Annotated in this window: 11 protein-coding genes and 2 pseudogenes; 7 read left to right on the top strand and 6 right to left on the bottom strand. The window is 60.7% G+C overall.

Annotation, left to right across the window (positions count from 1 at the left end):
* Positions 1–4: 4 nt before the first annotated feature.
* Together ROV95_RS13800 and ROV95_RS13795 are read right to left on the bottom strand one after the other, a co-directional pair.
* Positions 5–490: a TspO/MBR family protein gene (locus ROV95_RS13800; protein WP_026346980.1), complete on the bottom strand. Its 486-nt coding sequence runs from the start codon at positions 488–490 to the stop codon at positions 5–7.
* Positions 491–562: 72 nt separating this feature from the next.
* Positions 563–2,758, bottom strand: coding sequence for a hypothetical protein (locus ROV95_RS13795; RefSeq protein ID WP_312544889.1), 2,196 nt, complete (start codon positions 2,756–2,758; stop codon positions 563–565).
* Between the two features lie 133 nt (positions 2,759–2,891).
* Here ROV95_RS13795 and ROV95_RS13790 point away from each other — a divergent pair, with 133 nt between their 5' ends.
* The 6 genes from ROV95_RS13790 to ROV95_RS13765 all read left to right on the top strand — a co-directional run bounded on the left by ROV95_RS13790 (position 2,892) and on the right by ROV95_RS13765 (position 9,806).
* Positions 2,892–3,371 carry a GNAT family N-acetyltransferase gene (locus ROV95_RS13790; RefSeq protein ID WP_312544888.1) on the top strand — a complete coding sequence of 160 codons (480 nt, stop codon included), beginning with the start codon at positions 2,892–2,894 and terminating at the stop codon, positions 3,369–3,371.
* Positions 3,372–3,442: 71 nt separating this feature from the next.
* Entirely contained in the window at positions 3,443–3,763 is a 321-nt protein-coding gene (locus ROV95_RS13785; protein ID WP_312544887.1) for a hypothetical protein, read from the top strand.
* 489 nt (positions 3,764–4,252) lie between these two features.
* The gene (locus tag ROV95_RS13780) at positions 4,253–5,473 is read left to right on the top strand and encodes a site-specific integrase (protein ID WP_032960048.1); all 1,221 of its coding nucleotides are present in this window, start codon (positions 4,253–4,255) and stop codon (positions 5,471–5,473) included.
* 19 nt (positions 5,474–5,492) lie between these two features.
* The gene (locus tag ROV95_RS13775; RefSeq protein WP_049449467.1) at positions 5,493–7,004 is read left to right on the top strand and encodes a site-specific integrase; all 1,512 of its coding nucleotides are present in this window, start codon (positions 5,493–5,495) and stop codon (positions 7,002–7,004) included.
* Positions 7,001–9,334: a hypothetical protein gene (locus ROV95_RS13770; RefSeq protein ID WP_312544886.1), complete on the top strand. Its 2,334-nt coding sequence runs from the start codon at positions 7,001–7,003 to the stop codon at positions 9,332–9,334. The genes ROV95_RS13775 and ROV95_RS13770 overlap by 4 nt, the downstream gene beginning before the upstream one ends.
* Positions 9,327–9,806 carry a hypothetical protein gene (locus tag ROV95_RS13765; protein ID WP_005409644.1) on the top strand — a complete coding sequence of 160 codons (480 nt, stop codon included), beginning with the start codon at positions 9,327–9,329 and terminating at the stop codon, positions 9,804–9,806. The genes ROV95_RS13770 and ROV95_RS13765 overlap by 8 nt, the downstream gene beginning before the upstream one ends.
* Positions 9,807–9,843: 37 nt before the next feature.
* On the opposite strand, the gene ROV95_RS13760 is transcribed toward ROV95_RS13765, so the two are convergent.
* The 4 genes and pseudogenes from ROV95_RS13760 to ROV95_RS13745 form a co-directional block, all read right to left on the bottom strand.
* Entirely contained in the window at positions 9,844–10,467 is a 624-nt protein-coding gene (locus ROV95_RS13760) for a histidine phosphatase family protein (protein WP_005409645.1), read from the bottom strand.
* 22 nt (positions 10,468–10,489) lie between these two features.
* Positions 10,490–10,978, bottom strand: a complete 489-nt coding sequence (locus tag ROV95_RS13755) for a restriction endonuclease (protein WP_312544884.1) — start codon at positions 10,976–10,978, stop codon at positions 10,490–10,492.
* Positions 10,979–11,078: 100 nt separating this feature from the next.
* A pseudogene (locus ROV95_RS13750) lies at positions 11,079–11,327 on the bottom strand (IS3 family transposase); the annotation flags it as partial.
* 35 nt (positions 11,328–11,362) lie between these two features.
* A pseudogene (locus ROV95_RS13745) lies at positions 11,363–11,683 on the bottom strand (integrase core domain-containing protein); the annotation flags it as partial.
* Positions 11,684–11,775: 92 nt separating this feature from the next.
* Here ROV95_RS13745 and ROV95_RS13740 point away from each other — a divergent pair.
* The gene (locus tag ROV95_RS13740) at positions 11,776–13,053 is read left to right on the top strand and encodes an IS110 family transposase (protein WP_312544882.1); all 1,278 of its coding nucleotides are present in this window, start codon (positions 11,776–11,778) and stop codon (positions 13,051–13,053) included.
* Positions 13,054–13,268: the final 215 nt, after the last annotated feature.

The raw sequence follows: 13,268 nt of genomic DNA, 5'->3' as shown, positions 1-13,268 counted from the left end.
GAGGTCACAGCAGCCCGGGATTGGCTCGCCATACCGCGAAGTTGAGCGCTGAAGCGAACGAGATCCAGGCCAGATAGGGAAGCAGCAGTGCCGCCGCAATCGGACGGACGCGCGCAAACGCGACGGTTGTTGCGCATACCAGCGCAATCAATACAAGAATGTCGGCGAAGGCCAAGGCGCCCAGCTTCCAGCCGAAGAACAGCCAGCTCCACAGCGCATTGACGGCAAGCTGCACCAGGTAGAGCATCAGCGCCGGTCGTGCTCCACGCCAGCCGCGTTCGCGCCAGACCAGCCAGGCGGCAATGGCCATCATGGCGTAGAGCAAGGTCCACACCGGACCGAAGACACTGGCAGGTGGTGCCCACGGGGGAAGGGCGAGGGTGGTGTAGAAGCTTGCCGCGGATGCCGACGCCCACGCCCCCAGAGTGGCCGCGATGAAGGTGATCGCCATCCATCCCAGAAGCCCGAAAACCTGTGAACTCCGCTTCATACCGTGCAGCTCCATGATGCGCTTGATTGCGTCTACGCACTGAGGCCGCAAATGGATGCAGGCCGCCAGCCTTCAGTCCGATGAACCTGCGGCGCCCGTTCCCTGGCTCGCTGGCAGCAGGGAAGGCCGCTGATCAAACCACTCGCGTGCCTTGGCCAGGTGCCACTGGCGCTGGTCACCGTCCAGCTCGATGCCCGCACCCAGCAGCCCCCAGCGCAGATACAGGTCCCCGCGCTTGCGCTGGTCGAGCAGATCCAGCCGCGCGCGTACCGACAGGCGATCGTTCTCGGCCTGCAGTCCATCGATGACCAGATGGCCTGGGCGCCAGCGCAGCGTTGCCTGTGCCTGTACCTGTCCGGAATCCAGCAGCGACAAGGTCCAGCGCGGGTAGTCGGTGCGCTCTGCGAACAGTGCAAGCAACGGACGGGCGTCGCTGAGATCCAGATCCGTGGTGGCATCGACCTGGAAGGGCGACTGCGCATCGATGCGGCCACGCTTGAAGGCCACGCGGCCCTTCCATGCACTTGGGCGCTCTGTACCGGCCACCTGCACATTGCGCAGCTCCACGGTGGTGCCGGAGAGATCGAAATGACGTTCATTGAAGTCACCGCGGCGCAGGGTCGCGTTCACGCCGATATCGCCGCCCATTTCCAGTCCCGCCACCTTGGCACTGGCGTTGCGCGCAAACAGCCGGGCCGTGCCATGACCGACGCGTCCATCGGTGTCGAGCGTGGCATCGCCGCTCAGGCTGCCGGTGCCTTGAAGCAGCCGCACCTGCGGCGAGCCGAGGTAGCGGTTGTAGGCCGTCAGATCAGGGATGGTGGCTTCACTGAAGCGCAGCTGCGCGCGTACCCCTTTGCGCAACTCCTGCAGGCGGCCATCGCCGGCCAGGTCCAGGGCCAGGTCACGGCCGTCGAACAGGCGCACGCCCTTGGCATCGGTTGGCTGCGCAGTGAATCGTGGCAGTCGGACAGCCAGCTGTGCCTGGCTGGGGCTGCCGGCCTTCAATACGCCATGGGCACTGGCCGTGCCCGCCAAGCGGACGCCGGCGACCTCGGCCACGGCCGCGGCCGCCGGGATGTCCACAGTGCTGCCTTCGATCAGTTCGCCGTTGCGCAGGCGCAGATCGGCTTTCAGCGTGCCGCCTCCGTCCAGCTGCAGCCACGGCTTGCGGACGAACAGGGCAGGGATCCAGTTGAGCGAAGTGAACGTCCATTCGCCGCGCACTGTGCCCGAACTGCGGTCCAGCAGCTGTGCGGGCTGCTGGAAGGGGATGTCGCGGCCACTGACGTGCAGATCGGCATCCACTTCGCTGCCTGAGCCGGGTTTGGGCGGCAGGCGGGCCTGCAGGCGCAGGTCGTTGGCCACATTGAGCTGCAGGGCCAGCACGCCGCGGTCGGGGGCGCCGTCACCCAGGTAGAGCGGCACCTGCCAGATTGCGCGGTCCCCGGGCTGCAGCTGGCCGTCGATCAGGTGCAGCGCCAGTTGCAGGCGTCCGGGTATGGGCGCGCTGGAGATCTTCGGCGTTGTGGCATCCGTGTCCATGCGCAGGCCCTGGCTGCGGGCGTCGACCTCGAGCTGGGCATGCAGCAGCTTCAGCTTGGCCAGACCAGGCGCCTGGTCCCGATAGTGGCGCGGATAGCTGAAGCGTGCGCTGAGATTCATGTCACCCAGCAACTGCACACCGTCATAGCTGGTGTCCGCGTCGGCGAACGCAACTTCGGACTCGAAGAGCTCCGAAGGCCCGCCGCGTAGCTGCTTGAGGAAGCCCACCGTGCCGTGGCCCTTGCCGATGATCAGCAGCTTGCCAAAGCGTGCGCTGCGGATGCTGTCGCTGTGGATGGCGTCGAAACGGAGCGTCCAGCCGCGGTCGCTGCGCGGCGGTGGCGGGATGGCTTCTTCGACGCGGCTGATCTCGGCGGAAACCCCCGTCGCCTGCAAGCGCGGAACCCGCACCTCGCGCTGGAACAGGGGCAGTACCGCCAACCGGGCGCTGGCGCGCTCGGCATGCAGCGCGTAGACCGTGTGGTTCACGTGGCCGCGCATGTGCACGTTCCAGGCGATGACATGGCCGGGCAGCAGCGTGATGGCCGGGCCGGTGGTCATCACGAACTTGTGCGGCTTGCGGTTGGTGACCTGATCGAACAACGGGGTATTGAGGAAGATGTTGCCGGCCAGCAGGTACAGCAGGTAGACGCCCAGCAGGACGTAGGCAGGAACGCGCCACCGTCGAAGCCAGTGCGGGATGTGCACGGAAACAGGAGGCATCTACTGCTCTGAGGGCCGGAATTCCCACAACTATTGCGGAGCCGATGGCGGTGGCGCGTGAAGCGGCTACGGAGCAGGCGTTGGATTCTGGTAGTGTCCAGCCTGATCGCCACCACAGATCTGCAGGAGACGCATGGAGATCCGGCCCGCCCGTGCAGGCGATTTCGACGCGATGTGGGGCATGTTCAAGCAAGCCATTGCGACGCAGGATGCGCTGCCCTTTGCTGGCTCTTTCGCTGTCGAGACGTTTCGCACGCATTGGTTCCAGGCCCAGGCACCTCATGTAGCTGTGCTGGAGGGCCGGGTTGTGGGCATGTACAAGATGGGCCCGAATTTCCCTGACCTTGGGGCGCATGTGGCCAGCGCCACGTATGTGGTGGATGCGCCGGCACAAGGGCAAGGTGTGGGCCGGGCCCTGGTGGAACACAGCCTGGAGCGGGCGAGGGCGGAAGGATTCCTGGCCATGCAGTTCAATTACGTGGTCAGTACCAATGCCCCGGCCGTGGCGCTGTACCGGAAGCTGGGGTTCGATGTGGTGGGAACGCTACCGAAGGCGTTCCGGCATGGGACGCTGGGCTTGGTGGATGTCTTTGTGATGCACACGTTCCTGTGATGCGATGCGTTGGTCGCACGTGGTCGGCGATATCCAGCCGAGGCTGGCTGCACAATTCCTGAGGATGTCCCTTGAATCCATTGGTACAGTTTTTGCTGAGTCTGCTGGCGGGCGCGTTCCTCTTTCTGTTGGCTGTGGGGCACGACTACTGGAAACGCCTGCGTTGGCTCTTCGGATGGGATCCCAATCTGGGCCATGAATCTGCAGACAAGCTCATTTCCATCGCCAACAGGACGGTGCTGGTGACGGCCGCCTTGCTGTTGGTTTGGGCGGTGACAGGCCCATCCCCGTATCGGAGGAACTGGGAGATGGAGGTTTGGGGTTTGGTGGCCGGCACGTTGATTGCGTATGTGGCGCTCATCCTCAGCGCATCGACGCGGGCCCGCGCCTAGATGGCATGGAGCTCGCCGGCATGGAACGAGCCGAATAGCGTGACGCGTCACGACCAGTGAGTGGCTACGGCTGGGGTGCCAGAACGCGCTCCTGAGGCCTCGGTCGTTGGTGCCGAATCGGCGAAAGCGCTCTTGCCAGGCTGGCGTGCAGCCACGGCAAGATCAGCGGCAAAACTACGCCCGCAAAGCCGTCTTTACCCGCCACTGTCAGATCCGCAAGATCCTTTGGCATTCCTGCAGAGGTTGAGGGAAGCCCAAAGGGCGGTTGGCAGTGATCGAATCACTGACAATCAGGCCGGCGCCTGGAGTGGATCAGGGGCGTGACTGGTGAAGCCTGGATCGGGCAATGGCGCAGTGAACATAATATACATTATGCGAAAAAGTGGTAGTTATTGAGGTGTTGCGTTGAGAAGGCCTTCTAGGCCTACTTGACCGCAACAGTGACGTGATAAATGGTACAAATCATGTTGCTCTCTCCAAGAGTTCCTTGTGCTTAGACTGCTGAATGATCCTCAAGTCCCGAGCTCACTCCGAGGCGCATTGATTGTCGATGATCGCTACAGGCTGCCGCGCTACTGGGCCAGCGTCTGGACATCGATGTCGAGTTCTGAGCTTGCCGCATCCACTCAGGTCAAGCGGCTACGCTATGTGGAGAACCTCTACGCCCACGCAGACAGCCTATTTGGAACCAGTTCTCTAGACGATGCATTGGGCGACCTGGATGACGTACGGCTTGCCGAGATTCTTGAGTCTTGGTTCATATCCATCCGAAACCAAGCCTACGTAGGGTCCGCCGACGAGACACGTTGGAGAACCGGGTTGTCCTTCGTCACGGCCGTAGTCACTTGGCTGTCGAAGACAACCCTGCCAACGGATCGATTACGGCATATCGAGGGTCGGCTGCATCGCCTGTCCAATCTCTATGGGCAGCTACATGTGCGAAAGAGCAAGCACGCGAGCCAGATCCGTTCACTGCCGGCCAGCGTGGTTGAAGTGTTATACGAAATGTTGGACCCAGCATCTGCGACCAACCCATTCCCCAGAACGCATACCAGGTGGCTAACCTTCGTGGCCTTCTTGTTGATGCTTCACCAGGGCCTCCGGCGCGGTGAGCTGATGCTCCTCACGGCGGATGTTGTCAAAAGCGGATTCGATGATCGTCAACAACGACCCCGGCACTGGTTGAACGTGTCGGAAAGCAAGTATTCCGATGACGAGGTTGATCCACGGTATTCGCGACCCAGCATTAAATCTGCGGATTCCGTTCGTCAACTGCCAGTGAGCAACACGATTGCTGCGTTGGTGCAAACCTACGTCGAGAACTATCGAGGAAAGCCAAGTCACGCCTTCCTGTTGAACACGCAGCAGAACACGCCGTTGTCAACGGAGTCTTTGACGAAGATGTTCGCAAAGATCTCCGTGAGCCTCCCACGCGCTGCCCTTAAAGAGCTAACGGACAGAAATCAGAAGACGACCATAACACCCCACGATCTGCGTCATACATGCGCCGTGGTAAGACTGAATCAGCTGCTGCAGCAGGGTGATCCAATGGAAGAAGCGCTCCAGAAGCTCAGGGCGTTTTTTGGTTGGTCCAGAGAGTCACAGATGCCAGTTCGCTATGCCCGGGCAGTGTTTGAAGATCGTCTCTCGTCAGTCTGGAACGACGCGTTAGACGAGAGAGTTTCCGTTCTAAGAGCGATCCCCTCCTAGGCCTCGCTTGGAGCGCGACATGGCTAGAAATGAAAATATTCAATGGCAGCTGGAAGCTGGGGCTTGCGAAATAGTTGCTCAACTACCGTCGTTGCCTCCGGTGATTCGGTACTACGACGATTTCGACGGAAAGCAACGATCAATTCGAGATCCAGCCAATGCCAGATGTTTTGCGGTTCATATCGATGGCCGGGTTGTGAAAGTTGGCTTTGATCATCTGTCCGAGCAACTCGCCTTGTTGATAAAACACGTCTTCTTGTACCTCCTGGGTGAAGGCCTGGCTCCATCGTCGGCAAGCAAGTACGCCCGTGGCAGCAAGGCAATCGGCGAGGCAGAAATCGTCAGGTTGTTGGGGGTAGCACCAACAGGAATAGGATCATTCTGGGCGACATTTTTTGCACGCGACCTGCCGGCGGAAGCGTACGCGTGCGCGAAATCTATCCTGCGACTGCTATGCAAATATCGACTCAACCAATGGGCTGACTCCTATCACGGTGTGATATCCGCCCTGCCCCTTCCCTTCAACGACAAGTACGCCGTCGTCCGGTCTGGCGAAGCGTTTCTCTCGGTGGATGATGAAGCGGCGGTAGTTCGTTTTTTGGACGAAGCGGCAATCCAGGCCAAAGCGTCGTCGCTGACCCTCGAAGATGTGCAAGACGCAGCGATGCTGCTGTGTGCGTACCAGTTCGGGATGCGACCGGTTCAGATCGCAATGCTCACGTTTCGTGACGTCAAAGTTCGTCACGAATCCGTCGACATGTTCGCTTCCGTCCACATCACATTCCGCATGGCGAAACAGCGGAGTTCTAGTGCCGCCAAGCCGCTGCTTAGACGAGTAAAACGCGAGTGGACACCTCTTTTCGTCGAGATCGAACGGCGCTTTCAGGTTGATGGCGATGACGCGGGCGCTAGGGTGTTCGGCGCCACATCCGCAAATGAAGCAAGTCGTCGCATCAGCTCCCTACTCCGCGATCTGCTCGAGCTTGGCGCGACTGCCGTCAATCTACGACATACAGCCGCTCAACGCCTCGTTGACGCCGGCGCAAGCCAAGAGGAACTGGCCGAGTTCCTTGGGCACTCGGATATGACGACTGCGCTCGTGTACTACGAAACATCGGCCAACCAGGCTGAGCGGGTGAACAAAGCCCTGGGAATCTCCGAGATCTATCAGCGCGTGGCTCGCATTGCCCACAATCGTTTTATCGGTCCAGAAGAACTCGCGCAATTGAAAGAGTCCCAGCAGATTGGCGGAGCGCCACATGGTGTTCCGATCGCGGGGATCGGTGGGTGCACCTCCGGGCAGGCTGCGTGTCCCTACAACCCGATCTTGTCCTGCTACGGCTGCAGGAAGTTCATGCCGATTCACGACGTTCAGATGCACTCGAGAGTTCTAGCCGACTTTCGGGATGTGGCGCGGTTTTTCCACGACTCGTCTCGTGGCGACGCGGTTTCGCCGGCCTATCTACAGCTTGAACGGACGATCGCAGAGGTTCAGGCAGTGGTGGTTGAGCTCGAAGGTACGCCGTCTTGAATCCCCACTTCGCCGCTTTCATCAAGCTCGGAATGGAACTGGCCGCGACGCATGGGGTTCCTTGGGGAATTCCTCTGGACCAGAGCGGCACGGCGATCAAAGGGTACGACTGGGACCTCACTGCGCTTGCAGGAGGCGTTGCACCTAAGCATCGCTTGCGCCACTTCAGTTCGGAACCTTCGGCACTTGATGCGCTCAACGCAGCCCACTCTTCGAACGGGCTACCGGTTCTGCATGCGCGCACTTTTTCGCTCGCATGGCAAGACCTCATCAAAGCTGCCGTCATGGAACAGCTGTTTGTTCGCCGCAACTCGTTCGGTCACATCGCCAACAATGTGGCACGCCCCTTGCGCGTGATCGCTACATGCGCGGGGGACGCTGAGCCGTGGAGTGTCACCGTCGACGAGATGGCTCTCGCGGTTCGCACCGGCAACAGCATCCAGGCGTCGGGCAAGCTTGGCGACTTGATCGCGGGTCTGACCAAGGTGGTGTTTGATGCCAACCATTTGGCCGATGTGGGGCCGCTCTACCCTGCCCTCGCCGCCGCACGTCTCCAGCCTAGAGCCACTCGGCGGTCCAAATTTCTCAATTCTCAAGCGGAGATTCGGCACAACCTGGAAGATCGCAAGCGCGCTGAGCGCCTACCAGAACGTCGCGCGTTCTGGGAGTTGGTCCGGATCGTTATGACCGAGCAGCCCCTGACCTTCATGGACGAACTGCGCTTTGCGGCCATTCGCATCATGATCTTGACGGGCTTCCGAATTGGTGAGGCCACGCTCCTCCCCGCTGAGTGGCGGACGGACCGGCACTATTACGACTCGAAGCAGCGGCCTGCAGGGGAGCTAGGTGGCTACTCCAAATCGCTCATGATTCGGCACTTCGCCGAAAAGCAGCAGGCAAAGAATGCAGATAGCAAGGTGCTAGTCGCCAAGACTCACTACGTTCCCCAGATGTTCGAGGAGATCGTGAGCGAGACCCTGACCCGTGCTGAGGCAATCACAAATCCGCTACGAAGCACGCTGAGGAAGCAAACTGAAACAGGGCGCGTTCTGCCAGACTTTGCGCTCGGTGAGCTGGTGCCGACCACGCAAATCTACTCTCGCCTTTCCGGAAACGCCTTCTGGCTAGACCTGGCCGAGGACAAGAAACAGTATTGGATGCAGAAGTGCCGTCAAAACTATTCCGCTGATTGCTTCGACGAGCTCCAGAAAGTTCAAGAGAGCTTGAATGCCAGTCTTCAAGGTGAAATGAGTGCGACCGCTCGCATGTACTTTCGCCGGATGGCGGGATTCGAGGGCAAAGATGGTGGCGCATTGGTGCTGAGAGACGTCGAAGGCAGGGCGGTCTCACCCAACGGCAAGCGCGACATGAGCAAGGTCTTCGTAAGAATCGGAGATCTTGAAAGTTACCTTCGTGTCGCGGCCAGCTCAAAGTTGCCGGACACCGAGCTTTTCAGTCTGACCGATCGCAGCTTTGCTTCCTGGGAATTCCTTTTCCTGCATCCGAAACGGTCCCTAGCCGAGGAGCGAAACAATGGGGTCTGCGATGTCACCCGATACATCTCCGTTGGTCGGCCCGATACAAGCTTGGTCAATCTTTCCCTCGGCGAGCAGAAGTCCCGCGACACGCTTTTCAAACGGTATGGGCAATCTGACGACGACAAGGTCCTGGTACTCACCTCCCATACCCTGCGTCACCTACAGAACACCGAGCTTTTCCGTCTCGGCGTAGCCGACACCGTCATCTCCAAACGCTTCAATCGCCGCAGCGTGGCCCAAAGCTACGAGTACGATCATCGCAGCTTGGCGGAAGAGTTGGATCAACTCGAACTGCCTCCAGACGTGGAAATGGCACTCGGCGAGAAAGCCAGCACTGTCGCGAAGATGATCCAATCCGGCAAAGCCAGTGGTCCAATCGTGGATGCGTTCAAGAAGATCCAGAGCGCGGAGGGTGACACCGCAGCGTTCGAGTTTCTGAAGGTCGAAGCCGATGGCTTTCACGCGACTCCATACGGACATTGCTTGAACAGCTTCACTGTCGATCCGTGTCCAAAGCATCTGGAGTGCTTCTCCGGCTGCCGTCATCTGTCGGCAACCAACTTGCCGGAGAACCGCCGTCACCTGCGGACGCTCGAACTCAAGTTGGTCGCGGCTGTCGAGATCGCAGAAGCCAGGCCATCAAAGAGCATCGGCCGCACGAACCAGGTTCAACATGCCAAGGTCAGACTTGACGGCGTGCGCACGCTCCTGGCGACCAAGGAAGGCGATAAGCCATTCCCTGATGGTCCCGACCTCTCTCTTCCTCGCCGCAGCGGAGTCATGGATGGATAACGACAGCTTGCAACAAGCCACACGCGATTGCGATCCGGAAATGCGCCGAGTGCTGGACGACCTGCTATCGCGCGACGAGGACATCACCGCGCGGGCGGTTGCACGCTTGCATCCGCAAATCAAAGCCGCATCATCGATCACCCGCAGCAAAGAACGCAGCCGCATGCTTGCGCAGTATCAGGAGCGGCAAGCCGAATTCCGTCGTTGGCGAGGCAGGCCTGGAAAGCTCTCTGGTGATGCCGCGGCCAGCGCCCTGGCAGATCGCGATGTGCGCATCGCCGAGCTTGAATCGCAGGTCGCTCTGCTCACGGCATCCCACGTCGCGATGATCCGCGCAGTAGGCGAACTGGGCGGCTTCAGCAAGTGGGCACAGTTCTATGAATCGTACAGCGGCTCAAGGGACCAGCTGGCGCAGCTGGGCGCGCTGCCAGAAGCAACGGTGGAGTCACTTCCGCAGCGCAGGCCAAAGTAATCGGCGATGCTTCGACCGCGGTGCGGAAGCGTGTGATTCACGCGAATCTATTGAGGAGTAACCACTGAGCGGGCGCCAATTCCTCAAGCGCGTAGACCGCGCCGTTGGGCAGCGGCAGGCCAGTCTGGAAACGCCGGAAGCGGCGCATGTCATCACTGGTGTCTGCGCCGAACCCCAACAGCTTCCACGCCACCATGCCGATCCAGATGCCGTGACCGAAGCAGACCGTTCCGTCGGGTAGCAGCGGGAGCCGGTCGGTCATGAACGCGGATACTCGGCTCGCGAACTGCCCGAAGCTTTCGGCCTGCTCGCCCATCTGCTTTGTGGGATCACCCTCTTTCCAGAACGCATCGGCGATCGGGCGCCGTTGGTCTTGGTCCATGCCGGCGATCAACACCGGGTCGATCATGTCGAATTCCTGCAGCAACGGCTCCTGCTCGATCTTGACCTGCCTTCGCTTGGCGTAAGGCTCGGCGGTGTCCAGCGCCCTGATAAAGGGCGAGGCAAGAATCCTGGGGGGCTGAGCTGGCAACCGAGCCGATAGCGCCTCTGCCTGCTTGCGCCCCGCTTCTGTTAGTGGAATCAAGGCATGGGGCATGGTGATGCCACCCGCATTGGAGACACTTTCTCCGTGGCGTACCAGATAGATGGAGCGATGCATCAAATTCGCAGCCCTGCCATTGTTAGTCCGCCTCCAGCACCTGCGGCACGTAGATGCGGCGCAACGGCAGCAGGCCCTTGTGGCGTGAATCGAACTGCTCGTAGTGGGCGAAGATCAGGTCCACCAGTTCATCTCCGTCGATCAGGCGCAGGTTGCCCTTGCCCTGTTCGAAATTGCGGCAGGACGGGCTGTAGCTGCCCAGGGTCACGAACAGCCCGTATTCGCCGTGGGACAGCTTGCCGTACAGCGCCGACACGTCCTTGTCGGTCACGGTGTTGGGGCTGCTCTTGACCTGCACCTTGATGATGGGCGGCTCGATGCCCAGGTGGTCCTTGTGGGCGATCACGTCCACGCTGGGCTCGTTCACACGGGTCTTGCGCGCGTGGTAGCCCATGCACTGCAGCAGGTGCACCACGAAATCCTCCAGAGGCAGGCCCTTCAATTCCTGCGCCAGGCGCTTGAGCACGAAGTCGCGGGTGGTGTCTTCCATGTCATCGGTGACCAGGCTCACCGAATGGTCCTGGTCCACCGGCAACGGAGGTGCGGACTTGCCGCCCACCGCCGCGCGGAATTCGTCGGCATAGCTCTTGACCTGGAACAGGCTGAGCGCCGACCCATTTGGTCTCCGGCTCCAGTGCGGTGAAGTCCCGCTCCAGCAGGTTGCGCACGCCCGGAGGCGTGAGCGCCGGCCGTCCGCGCTGACCGCGCCGCTTCGGGCGCGGCCAGCCCTGCAAACCCTCGGCCGCCATCAGTCGCGCCACGCGGTTCAAGCTGGCCGACTCGCCCTGATCGACCAGGTCTTCGTGCATGCGACCGGCGCCGAGAGTGCCACGGCTGTCCTCGTGCATCTCGCGGATTCGCGCGGCTGACCTGCCCCCACTGGCCATACCAGTGATTACTGATAAAGCCCGGGGTTGAAGGTTACTGCGTTGTCGGCTTGTTGTGCTCGGTGGTTGGCAGCGAACTGGGCAGGCGGGATTCGACCGCAGCTGCTGTGTGGTCGCACCTGGTTGTAGTCGCGTCGCCAGTCGGCGATGACCTGGCGGGCTTGGGCGAGCGAGGTGAACCAGTGTTCGTTGAGGCACTCGTCCCTGAACTTGCCGTTGAAGCTCTCGATGTAGCCGTTCTGCATGGGCCTGCCCGGCTCGATCAACAGGTGCTTGATGCCGTGGCGTTGCGTCCATGCGATGAAGGCCCGGCTGGTGAACTCGGGGCCGTAGTACATCTGGAAGCATCCCCATGACGTGGGCAGCCACCGTCTCCAAGGTCATCCTGAGGGTTCTCACACACCACAGGAGCTTGCCGACGATGACTGCCCAGCCCAATGCTACGCCTGCGGCCACGTGGGTCGCGATTGATATTGCCAAGCGTCACCATGCCGTCCTGATTGAAACGCCTGACGGCAAGCAGCAGCAGTTTCGGATTGCCAGCTCGATGGAAGAGCACGATCGTCTGGTCGCTCTGCTGCGTGGATTACCCCAGCCTGCCAGGATCGCCATGGAACCCACTGGAGACTGCCATCGAACGCTGGCTTTCCGGCTTCTCACGGAAGGCTTCGACGTTTGCCTTGTCTCATCAGTCGCTGGCGCCCGCTACCGCGAAGCAATGTTCAACTCATGGGACAAGAACGACCCGAAAGATGCCCGCGTGATTCTCGCACTGCTCAAGCAGGGCATGACGCTGCGCTACATTGATCCCTTGCTGGCCGGGTACCACGGATTGCAGGAGCTGTCCAAGACTCACTATCAGATCAGCCTGGCAAGGACGCGACTGCAGCACAGCTTGATGACGCACTATCTGCCGCTGTACTTTCCCGAAATCGAGCGCTACTTCGACAGCGCACATGCGGACTGGTTCGCCCGCTTCATGCTCCGCTTTCCTACTGCGGCATCAATCCAACAGCGTGACTACGAGACGTTCCGCAAGGAGGCGTGGGACCTGGTGGGGCGCAAGGTCAACAAGGCGGCATGGCTACGCGAACTATATGAAATCGCCCTGCGAAGCATTGGCTTGCCTGTCGCCGATGACTCGCTCGAGGTTCAGAGCTTCCGCCTGCAATTGCAGCGCTTCCAGGAGCTGGTCCAGCAGCGCGACCGGCTCGCGGAACAGGCGCACCAGACCCTTTCGGGGCGCCCAGACTATGAGTCGCTGCGTTCGATTCCGGGTATTGGACCTGTGCTTGCACTGACCATTCTGGCCGAGGCTGGCGACCTGCGTCGCTTCGCCCACCATCGCCAGTTCCTGAAGTACTGCGGCCTCGATCTGGCCAAGTGCCAATCAGGCCAATACAAGGGCCAGGAGCGGCTGTCCAAGCGCGGCAATGCGCGCCTTCGCTTCGCCTTCTGGTTTGCCGCCACAGTGGCCATCCGGATGCGGGAGAACAGCTTCCGGGAGAAGTACGAGCGCTACATCCGGAACGATCCATCCAACGCCGACCGCAAAAGAAAAGCACTGACTGCCGTGGCCGCGAAGATGGCGCGTGTCGCCTATGGCCTGGTCAAGCAACAAACCCAATACCGCTGCTACTTCGAAAATGCTTTACCCCGTGGATCGACCCCTCTCCGTAGGGCCGTCGGGACCTCTTAGGATCCTGTAGATAATGCTCGGGCCTTCCACGGGACTCCATGCTGTTTTAGGCACGTTCGAGGCCGTTCTGGACCTCGTGTTCACTATGGTCAGACCAGGAGACCCTGAAGACGTGGAAGCCCACGGGACTTGGTGCAAATAGCGGTGCGACTTGCCTGACCGGACGTCAGCGACGTCCGCGGATCCGTTCGCTCCCAATTTGTTGTTGACTCCAG

Source organism: Stenotrophomonas maltophilia group sp. msm1, assembly GCF_032025805.1.
In the GTDB taxonomy this organism is placed as follows: Bacteria; Pseudomonadota; Gammaproteobacteria; order Xanthomonadales; family Xanthomonadaceae; genus Stenotrophomonas; species Stenotrophomonas hibiscicola.
This window is presented reverse-complemented; position numbering and strand designations above follow the sequence as displayed.